This window comes from Paenibacillus lupini, assembly GCF_011761355.1.
Classification (GTDB): Bacteria; Bacillota; Bacilli; order Paenibacillales; family Paenibacillaceae; genus Pristimantibacillus; species Pristimantibacillus lupini.
Window position 1 is genome coordinate 183450 of record NZ_JAASRW010000010.1, and the last position, 19994, is coordinate 203443.

Here is a 19994-nt window from a genome sequence, read left to right on the forward strand (position 1 = left end):
GCAAAATTGGACAGCCAAACGGAGCAGAAATTGTAAAAATGGGATTGACTAGACCAGTTGTTGTCTGCTAAATTAAGAATACCAAGTGATCTAATAGGAATTCTATATTTACTAATATTTATTTCAGCAAACACCTGCGGCTCGAGCCGATGGTTTGGAGGTCAAAGGCAGCATGAATGTCATGTTTCGCAGTAAGTGGTGGAGCTTCGGATTCCGAAGCGCGATTATGCTCTACTTTGTTATTTTAATTGTACTTCCCATTATCGGAATTTATTCGCAGTCAGTCTCAAGCGGTTTCGTACCGTTCTGGGAGAGTATATCGGATCCTCTAGCATGGAAGGCAGTCCTGCTGACTATCAAGCTGGCACTTATTGCAACCGTCATTAACGTGCTGCTGGGGTCTATGATTGGCTGGGTACTTATCCGTTACCGTTTTCCAGGGAGACGGATCTTAAATAGTTTGGTTGATTTGCCGTTTGCCCTTCCGACAGCAGTAACCGGACTTATGATTTTGTTATTACTTGGTCCGGGCAGCCTTGTTGGTGATTTGGCTTCAAAACTTGGTTTTGAAATCGTCTTCCACCAGCCTGCTATCGTCATTGCGATGGTGTTCGTTACTTTTCCGTTCGTGATCCGGGCTGTACAGCCTTTGCTCGAAGAGATCGACAAATCGGAAGAGGAAGCAGCCTATACGATGGGTGCGACCAAGCTGCGTACGTTCTTTAGTGTTATCTATCCTTCGATGCTCCCAGGCGTGCTCAGTGGTGCGATGCTGGCCTTTTCCAGAGCGCTGGCTGAGTTTGGAGCGGTTGTTCTTGTAGCAGGTAATATTCCGGGCAAGACGCTTATAGCAGCCGTTTATATTTTCGGGGAAATTGAAAGTGACAATCCGCAAGGGGCCGCAGCTGTTTCTGTATTGTTGCTGACGCTTTCGTTTATCATTTTATGGACGGTCAACCTGATTCAATCTAGGAGGCCGGGCAAATGACAATTAGACGAACGTGGATTGGACTTACGTATATTGTTTTTACACTATTATTAATTATTCCGCTTATTGAAATATTCACAGGCTCTTGGGCGGATGGTTGGAGCGGTTTTGCCGAAGGCTTAACCCGTAAGCAGTCCATTCATGCCTTGCAGATGACCGCTAGTATCGTTGTTGTTGTAACGGCTATAAATACCGTATTTGGTGTTATGCTCGCGCTGTATCTGGTTCGGGCTGAGTGGATGGGAGCACGCTTGAAGCGACTGCTCAACAGTATTGTTGATCTGCCGTTTGCAGTATCACCCGTTATCGGCGGTTTGATGATTGTTCTCCTGCTTGGACCAAACACAGTGATTGGTGCCTTTTTCGAAGATGCTGGATTCAAAGTGGTTTACGCTTTGCCAGGTATGATCTTAGCTTCACTGTTCGTCACATTCCCGCTCATGGTTCGTGAAGTATTACCGGTGCTGCAAGAGATCGGTGCCCAGCAGGAAGAAGCAGCGTCTACACTAGGTGCGTATTCGTGGTATACGTTCTGGAAGGTGACATGGCCTTCTATTCGATGGGGTGTCATCTATGGTGTCGTCCTGACGGTAGCTAGAACACTTGGCGAATTTGGTGCGGTTCTGGTCGTTTCAGGAAATATTATGAATAAGACGCAGACTGCTACGACGCTGGTCTATCAGGATGTCGAGAACTTTAACGTCGTTGAAGCCAATGGTGTAGCTTTGGTACTTGCGGTGTTCTCAGTTGGCCTTCTCCTTTTAATGGAATGGGCGAAAAAACGAAAGGAAGTGCATTAAGCCATGCATATTGAAGTTCGCAACCTTAACAAAAGCTTTGGCGATTTCCATGCCGTGCAAGATGTCAGCTTTGAGATTGAAAAGGGTCATTTGATTGGGCTTCTTGGACCAAGCGGCGGCGGTAAAACGTCGATTCTTCGTATGCTGGCTGGCCTTGAGACACCTACCTCCGGTGATATCATTTTTCACGGCAAGCGTGTAAATGATCTGCCTCCGCAAGAGCGGGGGATCGGCTTTGTCTTCCAGAACTATGCTCTTTTCAAACATATGACCGTGTATGATAATATCGCTTTTGGTTTAAAAGTGAAGAAACAATCCAAAGAGCAGATTCGCGAGCGTGTATCTACGCTAGTTGAGCTTACAGGCCTGAAAGGCTTTGAGCATCGTTATGTGCATCAGCTTTCTGGTGGTCAACGTCAGCGTGTTGCATTCGCCCGTGCACTTGCTCCTGAGCCGCAGCTCTTGCTGCTGGATGAGCCATTCGCAGCGATAGATGCAAAGATTCGTACGGAGCTTCGGACTTGGCTGAAAGAGATGATTGAGCGTGTCGGCATTACTTCGATCTTCGTTACCCATGACCAAGACGAGGCAATTGAAGTTGCGGATGAGATTATGATCATCGGAAAAGGCAGGCTCGAGCAGAAGGGTACGCCTTGGGAGATTTATAAAAATCCTGAAACGCCGTTTGTTGCAAGCTTCATTGGTGAGTCAACGATTGTAGAAGATATTAAAGTATTAAAAGGCTTTGATTCTGCACTGAATTACCCGGGAACAAAAGCACTTATTCGTCCAGAATATATTGAGATCGGCAAGCCAGGCGAGATCCGTCTGCAATCTGCGACTGTGAATGCAACAGTGAAAGCTTTGCATTTCCGTGGAAGTGAATGGATGGTTGAGCTCTTAGTCGACAATGTGAAGCTCATTACGTATCGCTCGCTGGAGAAGGAAGTTCTGCAGCCTGGTGAACAGGTAAGTGTACTCGTACATCGTGCTTATCTCTTTAATGATACGGACAGCTGGATTATGGAAAACAGCTTGAAAGTTGACCCAATGCCAATTCATATTTAAGCGTTTGAACACTCATTTTTAGCAGAAAGAGTTGTATACGAACATGAATATAAATCGAAGAGCAAGCCGGCGGATCGCCGTTCTGCTCCTTGCGGTTCTGCTTCTTATTACAGCAGGCTGCGGTAAGGAGAAGCCGGAATCATCCACCAATTCTACCGCACAAGACGGTGATGTGACGCTTGTCATCGGTGCTTATTCCGTAGTGAAGGATGCGTTCAGCGAGGTGCTGCCGCAATTCCAGGCCTATTGGAAAGAGCAGACAGGTCAAAAGGTTGTTTTTCAAGAATCGTATGAAGCCTCAGGAACACAAGCCCGTGCTATTGCCGGCGGTTTCGAGGCAGATGTAGCTATTCTGGCGATGGATGGCGATCTGGATAAAATAACAGACGCTGGTTTCATTACTTCCGATTGGAAGGCACAGCCTAATCATGGTCTGGTAACGAAGTCGATTGTTGTACTAGGCACAAGAGAAGGCAATCCGAAGGGGATTAAAGATTGGGATGACTTAACTCGCAAAGATGTTAAAGTATTGTATCCAAACCCTAAAACCTCAGGTGGAGCGCAATGGGACATTAATGCTATCTACGGAGCCGGCCTGAAGAAATCGGAAGCAGAAATGGGTACGAAGGATCCTGAATTTGCGAAAAAATATTTGGCGTCCATTCATGAGAACGTGGAATCACTTGATAAGAGCGGCCGTGCATCTATGGCAGCATTCGAATATGGTGTTGGGGATGTTATTGTCACTTACGAGAATGAGCTGCTCGGCCGGATTATGAATGGTGTGAAATACGATATCGTTATTCCGAAGAGTACGATTCTAATCGAGAACCCAGCGGCTGTAGTAGACAAAAATGCCGATAAGCATGGAACACGTAAAGTAGCGGAGGCGTTTATCTCCTATCTGCAAAGTGAAGAGGCACAGCGCATATTCGTGAAATATGGTTTCCGTTCCGTTAATGAGAAGGTGGCGGCGGAGTCGAAAGACAAATACGTCGAGCCTGATGGATTGTTTGATATTGGGTATTTAGGCGGCTGGAAAGAAGTCCGCCAGACTCTTTATTCGAAGAAAGGCGTCTGGTACCAGGTGCTTGCAGGAATTTAATCAAATGATAAGAAAAACCTCCATTCAGAAGCTGCAATTAGCAGCTTCTGAATGGAGGTTTTTTTGCGCGAATTTATTATTTGGAAGCCGGCTGCAGCACGAATTTCTCAATTACGTGGCGCACGCCTTCTTCATTGTTTGATAACGTAATGTAGTCAGCAATTTCTTTCAGCTTAGGCGTAGCATTGCCCATTGCAACACCAAGTCCGGCAGCTTCGATCATTTCATGGTCATTCCATGCGTCGCCGATGGCAATCGTTTGATCGATTGTGCAACCCAGATGTTCTGCCATGAAGCGGAGGGCATGACCCTTTGTGCCTTCTTTATGCATGAACTCCAGATAATGTGCTTTGGATTTCGTAATATGAACACGATCGCCAATCATCGGCTTCAATTGCTCGGCAAGCTGATCCAGATATGCAGGCTCGTCGATAATGAGCATTTTATTGTTTGGCTTGTCCAGCAAAGCCTCGAAATCCTCGGCTACAACGTAAGGGATATTCGTTAGGGTAGAATATTTGATCGCTTTGTCATTTGCTTCTTTGACATATAAAATATCGTCCGCATACAGCTGCAGATGCAGGCCATGCTCATCGGTGAAAGCATACAGCTCCCTCGCCGCATCCTGAGGCACACAACGTTCATAGAGTACTTCGCCATCCAGCAAAGTTTTGACGAGCGAGCCTTGGTACGTAATGATCGGTACATTTAGCTGGATTTGGTCAGCGATTTTTTTGGCAGAAGCGTACATCCGGCCTGTTGCCAGTGTCACCGTTACACCTTGTGCAATAGCTGCTTCCATCGCTTTTTTTGTACCTTCGGTTACAATCAGATCATCATTAAGAAGTGTATCATCAACATCAATGGCAATTAATTTGTACATATTCTCTCTCTCCTATCTATATCTCGTCCATTTAAAAGCTAGGTTGATTGTAGCGGAAAATAATGCCCGGTTCAAGCGTAAGCAGGCGGGGCTCTTCCCAATATTTGCTCCGTGGCCCCGAAATGAGCTACAGTAGAAGAAAGAACGATCAGTCATAAGTCAGGAGTGACCTTAAGTGAAATATTTCTCGAACGCCGATGCCAAACAGCGGGTAACGACGCTGGCGATTCTCGGAGCCTTACTATTTACAATTATCGGATTTATATTAGGCTGGCTGTGGATGGAGGTACGCTATCCGATGCTGAAGGAGCCTTCATTCCGCAATTTTACCGTATCCTATAATACGATTATGGATAAATATTTGAATGGAGCAAAATCGGAGGATCTAATTAACGGTGCTTCTCAAGGGATGCTCGCCTCTCTTGGAGACCCTTACTCCAGATATTTGATTAAGGATCAGGGCAGCGCTTATACGCAAGGCTATGAAGCTGAATTTTCCGGAGTAGGGATTACGCTTCAAGAAGCAGACGGCAAATTTCTTGTTGCGAGCCTGACGGAAGGAGCACCAGCAGAGCGTGAAGGTGTACATGCAGGGGATGAGATCGTTGCGGTGAACGGGACGTCCATTGTAGGGAAAGCCTATGAGGATATTATCACGCTTCTTCGCGGCAATGTGGGTACTAAAGTAAAGCTGACGCTACAGCGTGGAGGAGCGGCGAAGCCAATTGAGGTGGAGTTGACGAGGGAATCAATCGCGGTTCATACCGTAACATCCGAGATGCTGAGCGGCGGAGTTGGGCATGTGACGATCTCGAAGTTTGCTGAGAAAACCGATGCTGAATTCAAGACCGAAGTGGAGAAACTGCAAAAAGACGGGATGACCAAGCTGCTGCTTGATCTTCGTTCGAATCCCGGCGGGCTGCTGAAATCTACTATTCAAATTGCCAATATGCTGGTGCCGAAGGATAAAGTGATCCTGAAGGTTGTCTACAAAAACAACAGTAAGACAATCACCTACAAGTCGAAGCAGGAGAAGCCTTGGACGATTCCAATTGTGGTGCTTGTGAACGGCCAATCAGCCAGTGCCAGCGAGGTGCTGACGGCAGCCCTTAAGGAATCTGCAGGCGCGACAGTTGTAGGAGAAAAGACGTTTGGCAAAGGAATTGTCCAGACGTTCCAGCAGTTTAAGGATAACTCCGTACTAAGTCTGACGGAAGCGCAGTGGAAAACGCCAGGTGGTACATGGATTCACAAGCAAGGGGTAACACCTGACGTAACAGTAGCTCTGCCAGCTTTCGCAAGTCTAAGCCAGCTTCCTTTTGGTACAGAGCTTAAGATGGGCAGCTACGGGGAAAATGTGAAAACTCTTCAGCTCATGCTGAAGGAACTTGGTTATACACCGGTAGGGGATATTGGTTTGTTTGATGCTCGGACTTCTGATGCATTAAGCCGTTTCCAGAAGGATCAGAAGATGACAGTGACCGGCGCATTTAATGATATGACGGGTTACCGTATTATTGAGCTGCTGAGCAAGAAGCTGAAGGAAGAAGATACGCAGCTTCAGAAAGGGATCGAAATTCTAGCTAGCAAATAAGCTGATGCTATTGACAACGGGAATGATAATTAATATCATTTGGAGTAGAAAGCATAGCACCGTTTTCACAGCGAGGTGAGCCGGCATGAAGAAGATCAAATATTGCACCCGGAATTTGAAGAATGGGACGAAGCCCGTCTATAAGGCCATGAAGGCGAAATATCCGGACATTAAGATGAAGAAGAAGGATTGTCTTGGCGATTGCAGAACCTGCAGGCGTGAAAGCTTTGTCATGATTAAGTCAAAGAGCATCTGCGCAGCAAGCCCGGATCAATTGTATAAAGAACTAAAGAAGCTAATTGGATGAATTTTGGATAAATTTTGCATGGGACGGCTTTTGCCGTCCTTTCTGTTTGTGTTAGAATAAGACCAAACAGTGAAAGAGGTGCATAAGCGATGAATGATAAATTAGCACAAGAGCTTAATGAGCAGATGAATTTTGAATTTTATTCGGCGCATGTGTATCTTGCAATGGCAGCATATTGCTCCGGCGAAAGTCTGGATGGATTTGCGAACTTCTTCATTATTCAAGCCGAGGAAGAACGTTTCCATGCTATGAAAATATACAATTTCCTGAACGACCGCGGCCGCCGCGCAACGCTTGCTGCACTTGGCGAACCAAAGAACGAGTACGCTTCGATGCTTGATGCATTCGAGCATGGCTATGCGCATGAGCAGCAAAATACGAAACGCTTCTACAACCTGGCTGATATCGCTCTGAACGATCGTGAGCATGCGACGATGTACTTCCTGAAATGGTTCATTGACGAGCAGGTTGAAGAAGAAGCTTTGTTTGATAACATTATCCAGAAGCTGAAACGGATCGACAAGGACAGCAACGCCTTTTATATGATGGACGCGGAGTTCGCACAACGTTCCTTCACAGCACCTGCGGAATAATAACAGACATGAGAAACGGGACTTGCAGATTTACGGCAGGTCCCGTTTTTTTGATCCTATGATGAGGTGAATCATACTAGTGAATGTATTATTTCTTGCACAGCGTTTATTAGGCTTTGCTGCTATATTATTTGGAGTCATTATATTGTTTTCCAATATTGTGGCCGGACTGATTGTTGCAGCCGCAGGCTCTGTGCTTGTCTCTTTAGCTGAGCTTGTCCGAATGCAGCAGGGAACTTATCATTTGGCCTTGGGGCTGCCTTACAAGAATGAGCAGATCAATGAGATGATAAAGCTTAGCCAGCCTGTGAAGGTATTCTCATCAGGCTTAACCATCCATCCCTTTGATGGTACAGCGTATCCGCTACTGATGCTGCATGGTGAGTATTATCTGCGGGCAAAAGCTTTTGTTCCTTATATCGAGCAGCAAGAAATGGAGTACAAGTTCGTCTTTCCAGACACTGAACCTGTACTCCTCCTATGCGAACCTCGCTGCAGGCAAGGCAGCAGCTTATTTCAATTTAATGACCAGGTATTTGTCAGGCTGTCGGCACTGCCTCTAGCCATTCAATTGGAAGGCGACAAGCTGCAGATTGCAGTCAAGACATCATCAACTCAACTATAAGCATTAATAATAAACGAGGATACCGCTGCAGGTTTGCCGCGGTAATAAGCAGGGGAGCTGATATAAAGCTCCTCTTCTGCTCTTGTTACGGCTACATAAGCAAGCCGCCGTTCTTCCTCCATCGCAGCTTCTGCAACATTATCACCCGCTTGAATTGCGCTTCGGTCGCTGTTTTTCTCGGCCGTAATCGCTGAGCTGTGAGGCAGAATTCCTTCGGACACGCCGCAGACAAAGACGACCGGGAATTCCAGTCCCTTCGATTTGTGAATGGTCATGAAGTTGACCGCATCGGCGTTCCGATTGTCGAGCTTCAGCCGTTTCATCTCCTCATGCTTGATGGCAATCTCATCAATGAAGGAGAGGAAAGCTTCAATCTGATCGAAGCGTTTGGCCGAAGCCTCCAGCTCGTCCAGCATTTCTTTTAGTGAATCCTTATGCTCGGTTAGTGCAGGGCCGCTCTTATTAGCTTCAAGATACTGATCATAGAATTCGATGCGCAGTCGGCGTATAGCCATTTCCGGCTTCAGCTTCTCCAAGGAACGGATCAATTTGATCCGTTCTTTTATTTTTTCCTGATGGAAAGTCTTAATTTCAGGGAAGCGAGTTAAATGAATGAGCGGCCATTTCTTAGCTTGCTTCTTGTCCTCGTTCCAAATAAACGCCATCGCTTGGTCCGGGCGGACGTACATCGTTGCCAGCATCGCTTCCATCGCGTCGAAATTACGGCGGTCAAGCGATAAACGAAGATGAGCAATAACCGGCTTAATCACCCATTGTTCGTATAACGATTCACCGTTCCCGTAATCGATGAACGGCACTTGCCGGATGACTAGCTGATCAAACACCGCTCTGCTGCTGCTCGCTGTCCGGAATAATATCGCAAAGTCACGGTATGACCGATCCTTCTTCTCCTTCTGCTGCAGCAGTGTGTTTACAATCAGATCCGCTTCATCATCACTATTGCCTGGCCGCGCGAATACCGGTGGCAGACCATGCGGCTTAGCAGTCAGAAGCGTCTTGCTACGCCTCTGTTTATTGTGACGAATAACAGCATTACCAAGGCCTACGATACCGGAGCCTGAACGATAATTAACGTCCAGGATGACATTTTTCGCACCTGGGAATTGCTGCTCGAAGTTAAGGATATAATCATTGCGTGCCCCATTGAAGGAGTAGATCGTCTGATCATCATCACCTACGACCATCAGATTCCGATGTGGACCAACTATCAGCTTGATGATCTCGTATTGGATCGTATTCGTATCCTGGAACTCGTCGATCATGACATAACGGAAACGGTTCTGCAGGGACTGTAATAAATTTTCATCCCGCTGAAGAAGCTGGTAGGCTTCAAGCAGCATATCATCGTAATCAATTAGGTCAGCTTCTCTTTTCCATTCCTCATAACAAGTAAACAAAAGCTTCAATTGCCGATCTTCTTCAGACTTCTCTGGGAGGTCCGAAACTGCGATCATTTGCATTTTATAAGAGGAGAGCAAAGTAATAAGCGTCTCAGGCTGGTACGTTTCATGCAAATTCCGCTCCCGCAGCAGCCGCTTGAAGAAAATTTGCTTACGTCCGCTCTCTCCCAGAATGTTCTGCTTGTATCCTCGTCTTCGCAGCATAAGCAGACAGAACGAGTGGAACGTTCGAGCTTCGATACGGGAAGCTGCACCTGGCTCGATATTCGGCAGCTGGCTTATGCGGATCCGCATCTCATCGGCGGCCTTTTTCGAGAATGTCATAAGCAGCAATTGCTGTGGAGGAATACCGCGCACAGACAGCATATAGCCTGTCCGGCAGACTAGGACGGATGTTTTGCCTGAGCCTGCTCCAGCAAGTGTCAGAATTGGTCCGTCAATATGGCGGACTGCGGTAATCTGCCGTTTGTTCAGCCGGATGCCTTGGCTTTCCAGAGCACGGAAATAGAAGGCGTCTTTATCAGAGGCCGTAACGAGCTGCTCGCTTGTATCAGCGGAAGCATGAGCGGCTGGTGCATAATTTTTGTTTACGACCCCATAAGGCCGTTTGTAGTAGATTTTATTGTTGGAATTTGTTGCGTTATTCATTGTCTATAATCACCTGTTGTCGATTATAGCATGATAGAATAGGTGTTCGTACATTTTACTGAAATTATTAATATTTGGAGAAGGAGTGTCAGCATGATTGAACCAGCAGGCAAGGAAGATGTGGAGCAAGTGATGCCGCTGCTTCATGAAGCGATTGGCAATATTGCCTGTTCGCTTGCAGGAGTAGAGGATGAGGCTGAAGCGATGCGGGTTTTGGCGCATTTTTATATAGAAGAGGGCAATCGGGTGAGCTACCGGAATGTGATTATTGATAAAAGGGATGGTGTCGTAGCAGGAATAGTCGTCTGTTATGCCGGAGATGAAGCAGAACAGCTGGACAAACCATTAATTGAGCGGGTGAAACGGGTGACAGGACTAGCCGAGTATGCGATCACGTCGGAAACTCGCCCTGGTGAGTTCTATTTGGATTCCATTGCTGTTGCTGCTTCTTTCCGCATTCAAGGAATTGCGAAGGCGCTTATGGCTGCTTTCGAGCAGGAAGCCGTAAGGCAGGGTTACCATCTGGTCTCGTTAATTGTGGAGGAGTATAATGGTCAGGCACGTTTGTTATACGAGAAAATGGGTTATAAGGAAGACGGGGAGCTGATCGTCAGCGGACATCGCTACACCAGAATGGTAAAGACTGTCTCCGATCATTAAAGGGGAAAAAGGAGGAATAGGGCGAGTTATGTCGAAAAAGTAGATCCGGCGTAACTATTAATCATGATGGGTGATACATAATGAACCTTATTCCTTCGCAGTGGAGTACCCCGACTTTTATTTGTGAAGATATGCAATCTTTCGAGATTGGTTTTGTGCAAGAGCTTTACATGGCAAGCGCACCCGTCACTTTATGGGATGGGAAGGAACATGATCCCCATTATATAGAGCTTTCCTATCATGAGGGCATATTGCCGGAGGGCGGCGTGAAGGAGCGTTTCCGGATCCAAACGGTGAGGATGAAGAGCACGGAGGAGATTATCGGGTTCGTTAGTCTTTATCATGGTTATCCAGAGGGTGATTCGCTTTATCTGGCTATGATGTGTATTAGCGGTGATTTTCAGAATCAAGGCTATGGTCAAGAAGTGATGAAGCATTTCTTGCTGGAGGCTAGTCTGCTTGGTTATTCGGAAGTAAGGGTGAATGTTTCACTCCGCAATTGGGCCGGCTTGCGTTTCTGGAACAAGTCCGGGTTTAACTACATTAGCGGGATATTCGGCGACAAGGAATTTGCAGAAGGCAAGTTTGCAGATATTGAGCTGATTAACCGATGGTAAAGAATCAGCTAAGATGAGAAATTTTAGCTGTCATTGTGTAATGTTTGTAACTATGTTAAGATTATAATTATTCTAAATAAGAATCATTCTAAATAAAATTAAAGTACAGAGTACAAAGACGCAAGAAAGGCGGGTGAGTAATTGCGATGATCGATGAACAATTGGAGACGATCAACCGTCAGTTAAGAACAAAAGGGTATAAGTTGACTCCTCAACGGGAGGCGACAGTACGTGTATTGCTGGAGCATGAGAAGGATCATTTGAGCGCGGAGGATGTCTACATGCTGCTCAAGCGCAGCAATCCGGATATCGGACTTGCAACGGTCTACCGTTCCCTGGAGCTGTTAAGTGAACTGCATGTTGTGGAAAAAGTGAATTTCGGCGACGGCGCGACACGTTACGATCTCCGCAGCAGTGATCAGGCGCATCACCATCATCATCTTATTTGTACCGAATGTGGTACAGTTGAGGAAATTAAGGATGACTGGCTACTTCCGATGGAGAACCGGATTGAGAAGGAATTTGGATTTAAAGTATTAGATCATCGACTTGATTTTCAAGGTATTTGTCAGGTTTGCAAAAGCAAAGCGAAGGACAATGATCATAAAGCGGTATCTTAAAAATAGGAAGGAGCCAGGGTCAATATCGACCAGCAGGCTCCTTTTTTGCGTATACCTTATCCGCACGGCTTTCCATTGATGTAATAGCTGTCTTCCCGGTAGGTACGGAAGGCAACCTCCACTTCATCGATGCCGATATGTGCTAGTCTTGCCGTGACGGCTTCGGCGAACCGGTCTCTTACAGCTTGTCCGCGCTCGAACCAGCCTACTTCAACGAAGGGATAAGACTCGCCTTCCGTTAGACCACCAAAGATTGCAGTTGTATGAAGGCTTTCCATTGTAAAGTTATCCGTTCCGCACTCACATACAAGAGCTAAATCTTCTGCCAGTCCAAGACTGATCGTCTTTAACTTATCTGCGGGTACTCCTCGAAATAATAATTGCGGCAATCTAATCTCTCCCTTTCTTGCTGTCACCTATCCCTTAGATTACCTTGATCCGGCCACGGATTGCAATGGATTCATCCATGGTTGCAGATTCAGCTATTCGTAAGTTATGGTAGTAAAAGATAGAAATGAAATGACTAACGGGACGGCTCCCTGGAAATCCTTGTTCCCGATCTGCAAGGAGCGCGTCATTAATTGTATTTCAACCAAAAATTGCTGAGAGCAAGCAGCGGCCATATATAATTGTTACTGGCATAATGGACGTAGACACTGCCTGGCAGCGCTCCGCCAGTTGGATACGTATAGGTCCAGTCATGGCGGTCCAGCGACTGCAGAAGCGCTTCAACGCCTCGCTCCAAAGCAGGAGTTGGCTTCGGCAGCGCAGCAGTGAGCGCATCTAGCGCCCATGCGGTTTGGGAGGGGGTGCTATGGTTTAATGGCACATAACGCCTGACCTTGTCGCTGATACAGGACTCGCCCCAGCCTCCATCTTCATTTTGTACCTGAAGGAGCCAGTCGATTCCTTTCTTAATAGCAGGATGATCTTCCGCCATTCCTACTGCGATTAAGCCTTGAATGGCTGCGCTGGTGCCATGGATGTAGGTTATCCCCCATCGGCCATACCAGCTGCCGTTTTTCTCCTGCTGTGACAGAACCCAGCGAATGGTTGATTCAATCCAGTTGCTGCTAATGTTCATGCCAAGCTCCTCACCAAGAAATTGCAGCGTGCGAGAGGTGAGATCAACGGTCGACGGATCAACAGCTATGTCTTTGGCACCATCAAAAGCGAAGAAGCTGATTGGAAGCCATGATCCCTCCCGTTCAAAGGCAGGCCACCCTCCATTATCATTGCGCATAGTGAGAGCCCAGTTCAGCCCTCTTTGCCAATCAGCTTGCAGCTCTGGTGAGCGTGAACTATAAGGACGGATCGCACGAAGCGCGGCGGTGGTATCATCCACATCCGGGTAAAGCGTATTGACATCAGAGAAGCCCCAACCGCCAGCTGGAGTATTTGGATTACGAATATCCCAATCTCCGCGCAGATTCTGCTGTCTCACACGCAGGTAAGATCCTGAGAGCTCCAAAGCAGAAGAGGTTGGACTAACACCAGCTTTCCTAAGGGCATGGACAAGCATCGCCGTATCCCATACTTCGGAGGAGGCGATTTGCACATGGCTGTTCGCACACATGACGGATCGAATGCCAGTAATCATGCGGTGAATCATTGGCGAGCTTGGTGAATAACCAAGCATAAGAAGCGTCAGAATCATAAACATGGTTGCTGTCGTGTAGGTAAGCAGTGTACCGTTTGGTTCAAGGCGGTCGAACAGAAACTGAACGGCTTTTTCCTGCGGAGTAGGGGACTCGAAAGGAAGCAGCTCAGACAGGGATAGTGAGCCAACTAAGGTTGCGAGAGCAGCTATCCAGGGCGAATCATTTTCGAATTTCTTGGAGCTGCTTGTGAACAGATCGGACAGATCGGGCATTGTGGCACTTGCCTGGACGAACCCCGCATTAGCCAGCATAATGATCGGTACGATATGTACACGGGCATGCCCGGACAGGGAGAAAAGGTCGATCCCGAGACCATGCTCGGAGAAAAAAACTTCCAGTGGTATTCGCATCGACTTGGGCCATGTCGCCTGTCCCGCTGCAGCCAGTAAGGCTTGTGTCAGCAGGGAACGGATTTTGGCCAGTCCGCCTTGGCGAAGGATAAACTGCTTAGCTAGCTGCAAACGTGGATCTTGCTTGCGCATATAGCCGGAATAGAGCAAGGCAAAATAAGCTTCGGCTGTGGCGTCAAGGTTGCCATCTTCTTCATCAGGGTATATTTTCCAAGCGCCATTTGGCTGCTGCTTCGACAGGATCCGCTCTGCAATGGATCGAATAAGTACTTCTTCATCCTTGTAGCCAAGCATACGAAGAATGACGATGAAGTAGCTGTCCGGCATTGTGCCGGAATCAAAGCAAAGGCGCCATGACCCATCCGTTGATTGAAGCTGCAGGAGTTCTTGTTTCAATTGTTCAATCCGTTCGCGGATTTGATTCATATCCATAGACTGCATTCATTCCTTTGCTGCCATGATGTTGCTGCTTTGATATGTATATGCGGGATTAAACAACAGATTCGTCGGCGATAAGAGAGGAGTTTTTTTCTATGTACCAGATTACAATTGATTTATATACGGATTGGACCAATACCGTCAAGGAAGTGTTCAGGGGTTCAGGGCATCCGCTGCCCGAGGAACTAAGTGATCAGGAGGTCGGAAGCGCTTATTTCCGCCAGACTGCTCAAACAGATGAGGAAGCTCTGCTTCAGCAGCAGTCAAATGAAGAACGTTTACGCGGCCTTCAGCAGACGATAGTAGACAATTTTGAGGCTGTTATTTTACCGGACATTAAAGCTCGTACGGGTTATCAGGACAATATCTTTGTTTTCAAATGGGTGTATAACAACGGCGAGCATATTGTCGAGGAGCACTCATCATATCGTATTCCTTTGTGAGAAGTAAAAAGCGGCTGACCCGCTAAGGTCAGCCGCTTCTTCTCTTATTGTGCATCTGCTTCTGCGTAATGCTCTGCACAGAAGACGAGCAGCTCCTCGACTTCTTCATCCTCTAATTCGAAATCAAGCAGCTTGTCTGTTACCCGCTCGATCAATTCGTGCTTTACAAGTCGATTGCCGCCTTCCTCCACACTGTACACGGCACGAATGTAAATTCCGTTACTGGAATAAAGATCATCTTCTTCATCCAGTTCGATATCGACCAGGAATTCATACCTGCGTCCCGACAAGATGCCAAATGGATCCTTAATAAACTCAACACTGTAAGTTGTAATCTCAAGCATACTTGATCATCCTTTGCTTCTTCGATCTGGTTTGGCTGTTTCACTCCGGAATGGATTGTAGAACAGCTTTGGTATCTTGGTGTCGAACTGGAGCAATTCACCTGTTACCGGGTGCTCAAAAGCAAGAATACGAGCATGCAGGCCGAGACGCCCGATTGGCTTCGTTGTTGAGCCATATTTCTTATCGCCAACGACAGGATGTCCGATATCCTGCATATGAACGCGAATTTGATTTTTACGGCCAGTCTCCAAATGTACTTCCATTAGTGAGAAGCCTTTGCTCGCTTGCAGCAATTTATAGTGAGTTACGGCGTGCTGTCCGTCATTAGGGTATTGGCTGGAATACATCTTGAGCGTCTTGCTCTCTTTCAGCCACGATGTAATGGTGCCTTCGCTCCGTTTGACTTCCCCTTCGACGAGTGCTACATAGGAACGTTCCTTCACGATCGTCTGCCATTCATTTTGCAGCTTCTGCTGCACTTCTTCGCTTTTTGCGAACATCATAACACCGGACGTATCCCGGTCGAGACGATGGACGATGAAAATTCGGCTCTTCGGGTTAACCGCGCGAACATGCGCCGTGAGCTGGCGGTAGGCGGTTACATCGCTTTCTTTGTCCGAGGCGATGGAGAGAAGACCGGCATCTTTATTTACAACAATAAGATGTTCATCTTCATGTAGGATAGATAGTCCCATAAGAGGGATGGTCTCCGGTGCCCGTTCCTTGCGAATGACAACCATTTGTCCCGGCTGCAGCTGGTAGTTATATTTCGTTTCAACGTGATCATTCACGTATACCTGTCCATGCGCAAGAAGTGATTTGACCGAATTACGCCCTTGGTTCAGATTACTTAATAAAAAGGCCAACAACTCCGACGTCTCAGTGACAGCGAATGATTTGTTTGGCACTTGGCTTTTGGCCGGGGGATGTGATTTCTTGGACATTACGTTAGGACCTCCTGCTTTAAGTCCGCTTCTTCTTAAGCTTGACTGCTACCACTATACCATGATCTGCTTTACAAATTCTACGCGGAAGGCTTCATACTCCGTTCATGATCAGCCGATATAATGGGTAATGGTATTATTACCCTATGAAACCAATTTCATAGACAAGCGCAGGTCGATAGTGTTACGATTATTAAATCTATCATTATCACTGGTAATACAGTAAGAATTTGGAGGAAATGGTAATCGTGAAAAGAAAACTAGCTTATACCCTATTAAGTCCGCTGCTTGCCGCAGGCTTACTGCTTTCACCTCTAGCAGGTGTGGATCATGCCGCTGCTGCAACACCAGTCAAATTGGCTGCCACGGCTAAGACTTCGGCTATCGGAGTGTATGTGGATGATAAGAAGCTGTCGGTATCGAAAGCTCCTTATACGAAAAACGGTGTGACGTTTGTTCCAATGCGCGAGCTGTTCAAAGCTCTGGACGCATCAGTAACGTGGGAATCGAAAGCACAAACGATTATTGTCCGTAAGAACAACACATCTATTACGTTAACAATTGGCAACAAAGTGGCACTTATTAACGGCAAATCCGTTAAGCTTGATGCAGCTCCCGAGATGAAATCCAATACGACTTTTGTACCGGCACGTTTTGTAGCAGAATCACTTGGCGGCACGGTGAAATGGGATAGTGCTAATCAAGCTGTTCGTATTACAACAGAAGAATATGAATTCCAGAAGGAATATGAAGAATACCAGAATGAGTTGAATAACCGTACGAAATATACACCTAAGCAGATCGTAGATATGTACGATGATAGTGTCGTAACCATTACGACAAATAAAGGACTAGGCAGCGGTATTGTAATTGACGATCGTTACGTACTGACGAACTACCATGTTATTCAGGATTCTTCTTCTGCAACTGTGACTACAATTGATAACGAGCAGATCAAAGTTACTGGCGTAGCAGCTTCTGATAAAGAGAATGATCTGGCCATTATTCAAACGGACCGTTCGATTGGTGCAACACCAGTTGAAGTTGGCTATAGCAGCATGAATGTAAAAAAAGGCGATAAAGTTGTAGCGATCGGCAGCCCGCTTGGTTTGCAGAACACAGTATCAGACGGACTTATCAGCAATATTATGTACATAAGTGGAACCCGTTATATCCAAACAAGCGCTCCAATCGACCATGGCAGCTCCGGCGGCGCATTGTTTGATGAATACGGCGAATTGATCGGGATTACGGCAGCGGGTTACACTTCACAGGCTGATTTGAACTTTGCCGTATCTTCGCTGTATGCAGCTATTCTTATGGAGGATCTGCCAGAGAAGCCAGCAGATAACTTGAAGTTCCTTGATCCAACCTTGCCGGCTACTCTTGTTGGTGAGTCGAACGAGAAAATCGCGGCTCTTTTGAAAGACCAATTTGGTACATTTGATACGGAGCAGGGTACGGCGGAACTGAGCAATTGGAAAGTTACTAAGGACTCGCAAGGCTGGCTTGTCATCACAACGGACATGGATCCTGTGTTCTATACCTATTACGGCGGTCAGACGAAAGAGGATCTTCGTACCTGGGCGATTAACCTTGGTTCTGAGCTCCACCGTATGCTTCCGGATGAGACGATCCAATTTACAATTAACTTCGACCGTGTGTTTGGCTTCGAGCCACGTGGCTTTGATTCCAGCGAAGTGAAGGCGCTTGGCGATGGCAAATGGGAAGTGAAATTCCCGATTTTGGATATGCAGCTTAAAGATCAGCTTTATATTGATTTAAGGAACTAATTGCTATTATCTCATTTATCCGCTTGAAAAGAGGCTTTCCGTTAGGCGCATTTATGCTCCTTGCGGCGAGCCTCTTCTTTTTTGCCTCGCTTTTCTGGTACAATAGTAGTCATCTTGCATGAGAGTAGAAAGAGGTACCGTGATGAAAGTAGTATTAAGCACTTTAAATGCCAAATATATTCATACCTCGCTTGCCCTGCGCTGCCTGAAGGCCTTCAGTGGTGAGCAATTCGATATGGAAATTGCAGAGTATACGATTAAAGATCCGGCGATGAATATCGTTTCGGATATTTTCTCGCGTAAACCTGAAGTGGTTGGTTTCTCCTGCTACATCTGGAATATCAATGAGACGATTACTGTAATCAATATGCTGCGTAAAATTATGCCGGAAGTGAAGATCATCCTTGGCGGACCTGAGGTCAGCTACGATACGGAATATTGGATGGAGCGTATTCCTGAGGTCGACTTTATTGTTGTTGGCGAAGGTGAGGAGACGTTCCATCATCTGCTGACTGAGATCGAAGGAGCGGGCAAATACCATATGGTATTTGGGATTGCTTACCGCAAGCAGCGTGCAGATCGAGTTGAAATTCTTCTCAATCCAGGACGTCCGAAGCTGGATCTAGCCACACTTCCGTCGCCGCATCGATTCCAGGAGGATATTCCGCATCTTGGAAGCCGGGTCGTATATTTCGAGACGAGCCGCGGCTGTCCGTTCAGCTGTCAATTCTGTTTGTCCAGCATTGAGGTTGGGGTGCGTTATTTCGATATGGACCGTACTAAAGCGGATATTAATTATCTGATTGATTCTGGCGCGAAGCTGATCAAGTTTGTTGACCGTACGTTTAATATTAAGCGGGACTACGCGTTAGAGATGTTCAAGTTCCTGATCGAGAACCACCGGGGATGCGTCTTCCAGTTCGAGATTACAGCCGATATTATGCGTCCTGAGGTGCTTGACTATTTGGCCGAGCATGCGCCGCCTGGCGTCTTCCGCTTCGAGATTGGCGTTCAATCGACGAATGATCCAACCAATGAAGCGGTTCAGCGCCGCCAGAACTGGTCGAAGCTTGTTCGTACCGTTACGAAGGTTAAGGAATCGGGCAAAATTGACCAGCATCTTGATTTAATCGCCGGGTTGCCGCTCGAGAATTACGATACGTTCCGCGGTACTTTTAACGATGTGTTTGCATTAGGTCCGGAAGAGCTGCAACTTGGCTTTTTGAAAATGCTCAGAGGGACTGGTCTGCGCCGTGACGCGGACAAATGGGGTTATATTTATATGGATCATTCCCCTTACGAAATGCTGGGTAATGATTTGATGCCGTTTGGTGATATTGTGCGGATCAAACGGGTTGAGGATGTGCTTGAGAAATATTGGAATGCACACCGAATGGATCGTACACTTCATTATTTGGTGGATAAAGTATTCCCATCGGCCTTTGACTTCTTCCAGTCGTTTGGCGATTATTGGGAAGAAAGAGGCTGGCAGAAGATTGGCCATCAGCTTGAGGACTTGTTCTCCCGGCTGTGGGCGTTCCTTACAGAGTTCAAAGCCAGTGCTGCTGTTGAAGAGGCAGCTAAACTTGATCTGGATGTCGTGCTTGGTTTAATGAAGTATGACTACTTCTTGAATCATAATTTCAAGCCGCGTAAAACATGGTGGGAGTTCACGATGGATAAAGCAGTATGGATCGGCTGGATGCGCCGCCTTGTCGAGCGTCCAGAGGATGTGTCTGAGGCGTTTGTCGCTCTTGGCCTAAACGAGAAAGAGCTTCATAAGCATACTGTAATTGAGATGATTCCGTTTGATCTGGAGCAGTATCTGGAGACCGGAGAGATCAACAAGAACTCACATACGCTGCTTGCTGTGCTGTATGCTCTTGGCGGTGGCGAGCGTCAAGCGAAGCCAACACCTAAGCCGTTTATGCTGAAGGTAAGCAAGGAAGCTTTGCCGGCAAGTGTATAAGTAGGGAATACAAAAAAAGAAGCCACTCTGAACTGTAACCCGAGTTATGGACACGTAATAAAAAGGGCTTAGGCTGTAAGAAGATGACTTCTGTATTCATCAGGAGTCATCTTTTTTAATCC

Annotated in this window: 20 protein-coding genes; 14 read left to right on the plus strand and 6 right to left on the minus strand. The window is 46.7% G+C overall.

Going from position 1 to position 19994, the window contains the following annotated elements; translation table 11 throughout:
• The first annotated feature begins 172 nt into the window (after positions 1 to 172).
• Genes cysT through FHS17_RS27185 form a run of 4 tightly spaced genes read left to right on the plus strand, consistent with a single transcriptional unit; the run spans position 173 to position 3961 of the window.
• Positions 173 to 988: a sulfate ABC transporter permease subunit CysT gene (gene cysT, locus FHS17_RS27170; protein WP_167282038.1), complete on the plus strand. Its 816-nt coding sequence runs from the start codon at positions 173 to 175 to the stop codon at positions 986 to 988.
• A 2-nt stretch (positions 989 to 990) separates the two neighbouring features.
• On the plus strand, positions 991 to 1788 hold the full coding sequence (locus FHS17_RS27175; RefSeq protein WP_167282103.1) for a sulfate ABC transporter permease subunit: 798 nt from the start codon (positions 991 to 993) through the stop codon (positions 1786 to 1788).
• Positions 1789 to 1791: 3 nt separating this feature from the next.
• Positions 1792 to 2856 (plus strand): sulfate/molybdate ABC transporter ATP-binding protein, encoded by a 1065-nt coding sequence (locus FHS17_RS27180; protein WP_167282040.1) that lies wholly within the window; start codon positions 1792 to 1794, stop codon positions 2854 to 2856.
• A 43-nt stretch (positions 2857 to 2899) separates the two neighbouring features.
• Positions 2900 to 3961, plus strand: a complete 1062-nt coding sequence (locus tag FHS17_RS27185; protein ID WP_167282042.1) for a sulfate ABC transporter substrate-binding protein — start codon at positions 2900 to 2902, stop codon at positions 3959 to 3961.
• 76 nt (positions 3962 to 4037) lie between these two features.
• Here the strand turns inward: FHS17_RS27185 and FHS17_RS27190 are convergent, their stop codons facing one another.
• Positions 4038 to 4844: a Cof-type HAD-IIB family hydrolase gene (locus tag FHS17_RS27190; protein ID WP_167282044.1), complete on the minus strand. Its 807-nt coding sequence runs from the start codon at positions 4842 to 4844 to the stop codon at positions 4038 to 4040.
• 175 nt (positions 4845 to 5019) lie between these two features.
• On the opposite strand from FHS17_RS27190, the gene FHS17_RS27195 reads away from it, so the two are divergent.
• From FHS17_RS27195 to FHS17_RS27210, 4 genes are all read left to right on the plus strand, one after another.
• On the plus strand, positions 5020 to 6438 hold the full coding sequence (locus FHS17_RS27195) for a S41 family peptidase (RefSeq protein WP_167282046.1): 1419 nt from the start codon (positions 5020 to 5022) through the stop codon (positions 6436 to 6438).
• Positions 6439 to 6523: 85 nt separating this feature from the next.
• Positions 6524 to 6745, plus strand: a complete 222-nt coding sequence (locus tag FHS17_RS27200; RefSeq protein WP_167282048.1) for a DUF1450 domain-containing protein — start codon at positions 6524 to 6526, stop codon at positions 6743 to 6745.
• An 89-nt stretch (positions 6746 to 6834) separates the two neighbouring features.
• Complete coding sequence (locus FHS17_RS27205; protein ID WP_167282050.1) at positions 6835 to 7338, plus strand: ferritin; 504 nt, start codon at positions 6835 to 6837, stop codon at positions 7336 to 7338.
• Positions 7339 to 7417: 79 nt separating this feature from the next.
• Entirely contained in the window at positions 7418 to 7963 is a 546-nt protein-coding gene (locus FHS17_RS27210) for a hypothetical protein (RefSeq protein ID WP_167282052.1), read from the plus strand.
• Here the strand turns inward: FHS17_RS27210 and FHS17_RS27215 are convergent.
• Positions 7954 to 10032, minus strand: a complete 2079-nt coding sequence (locus FHS17_RS27215) for an ATP-dependent helicase (RefSeq protein WP_167282054.1) — start codon at positions 10030 to 10032, stop codon at positions 7954 to 7956. The two genes, FHS17_RS27210 and FHS17_RS27215, sit on opposite strands and share 10 nt — an antisense overlap.
• Before the next feature lie 93 nt (positions 10033 to 10125).
• Here FHS17_RS27215 and FHS17_RS27220 point away from each other — a divergent pair, with 93 nt between their 5' ends.
• The 3 genes from FHS17_RS27220 (at position 10126) to fur (ending at position 11929) form a co-directional block, all read left to right on the plus strand.
• Complete coding sequence (locus tag FHS17_RS27220; protein ID WP_167282056.1) at positions 10126 to 10692, plus strand: GNAT family N-acetyltransferase; 567 nt, start codon at positions 10126 to 10128, stop codon at positions 10690 to 10692.
• A gap of 80 nt (positions 10693 to 10772) precedes the next feature.
• A complete protein-coding gene (locus FHS17_RS27225; protein ID WP_243865557.1) occupies positions 10773 to 11309 on the plus strand; it encodes a GNAT family N-acetyltransferase in 537 nt (178 codons plus the stop codon).
• Between the two features lie 149 nt (positions 11310 to 11458).
• A complete protein-coding gene (gene fur / locus FHS17_RS27230; protein ID WP_167282108.1) occupies positions 11459 to 11929 on the plus strand; it encodes a ferric iron uptake transcriptional regulator in 471 nt (156 codons plus the stop codon).
• 56 nt (positions 11930 to 11985) lie between these two features.
• On the opposite strand, the gene FHS17_RS27235 is transcribed toward fur, so the two are convergent.
• Positions 11986 to 12318, minus strand: coding sequence for a DUF1904 family protein (locus FHS17_RS27235; protein ID WP_167282058.1), 333 nt, complete (start codon positions 12316 to 12318; stop codon positions 11986 to 11988).
• A gap of 188 nt (positions 12319 to 12506) precedes the next feature.
• Complete coding sequence (locus tag FHS17_RS27240) at positions 12507 to 14372, minus strand: prenyltransferase/squalene oxidase repeat-containing protein (RefSeq protein WP_243865558.1); 1866 nt, start codon at positions 14370 to 14372, stop codon at positions 12507 to 12509.
• Positions 14373 to 14473: 101 nt separating this feature from the next.
• Between FHS17_RS27240 and FHS17_RS27245 the strand changes: the two genes are divergently transcribed.
• The gene (locus FHS17_RS27245) at positions 14474 to 14821 is read left to right on the plus strand and encodes a hypothetical protein (RefSeq protein WP_167282060.1); all 348 of its coding nucleotides are present in this window, start codon (positions 14474 to 14476) and stop codon (positions 14819 to 14821) included.
• Positions 14822 to 14865: 44 nt separating this feature from the next.
• On the opposite strand, the gene FHS17_RS27250 is transcribed toward FHS17_RS27245, so the two are convergent.
• Positions 14866 to 15165: a DUF6509 family protein gene (locus tag FHS17_RS27250; protein WP_167282062.1), complete on the minus strand. Its 300-nt coding sequence runs from the start codon at positions 15163 to 15165 to the stop codon at positions 14866 to 14868.
• A 6-nt stretch (positions 15166 to 15171) separates the two neighbouring features.
• Positions 15172 to 16110, minus strand: a complete 939-nt coding sequence (locus FHS17_RS27255; RefSeq protein WP_167282064.1) for an RluA family pseudouridine synthase — start codon at positions 16108 to 16110, stop codon at positions 15172 to 15174.
• 248 nt (positions 16111 to 16358) lie between these two features.
• Here FHS17_RS27255 and FHS17_RS27260 point away from each other — a divergent pair, with 248 nt between their 5' ends.
• Positions 16359 to 17903 carry a stalk domain-containing protein gene (locus FHS17_RS27260; protein ID WP_167282066.1) on the plus strand — a complete coding sequence of 515 codons (1545 nt, stop codon included), beginning with the start codon at positions 16359 to 16361 and terminating at the stop codon, positions 17901 to 17903.
• Positions 17904 to 18045: 142 nt separating this feature from the next.
• Positions 18046 to 19872 (plus strand): B12-binding domain-containing radical SAM protein, encoded by a 1827-nt coding sequence (locus FHS17_RS27265; protein ID WP_167282068.1) that lies wholly within the window; start codon positions 18046 to 18048, stop codon positions 19870 to 19872.
• Positions 19873 to 19994: the final 122 nt, after the last annotated feature.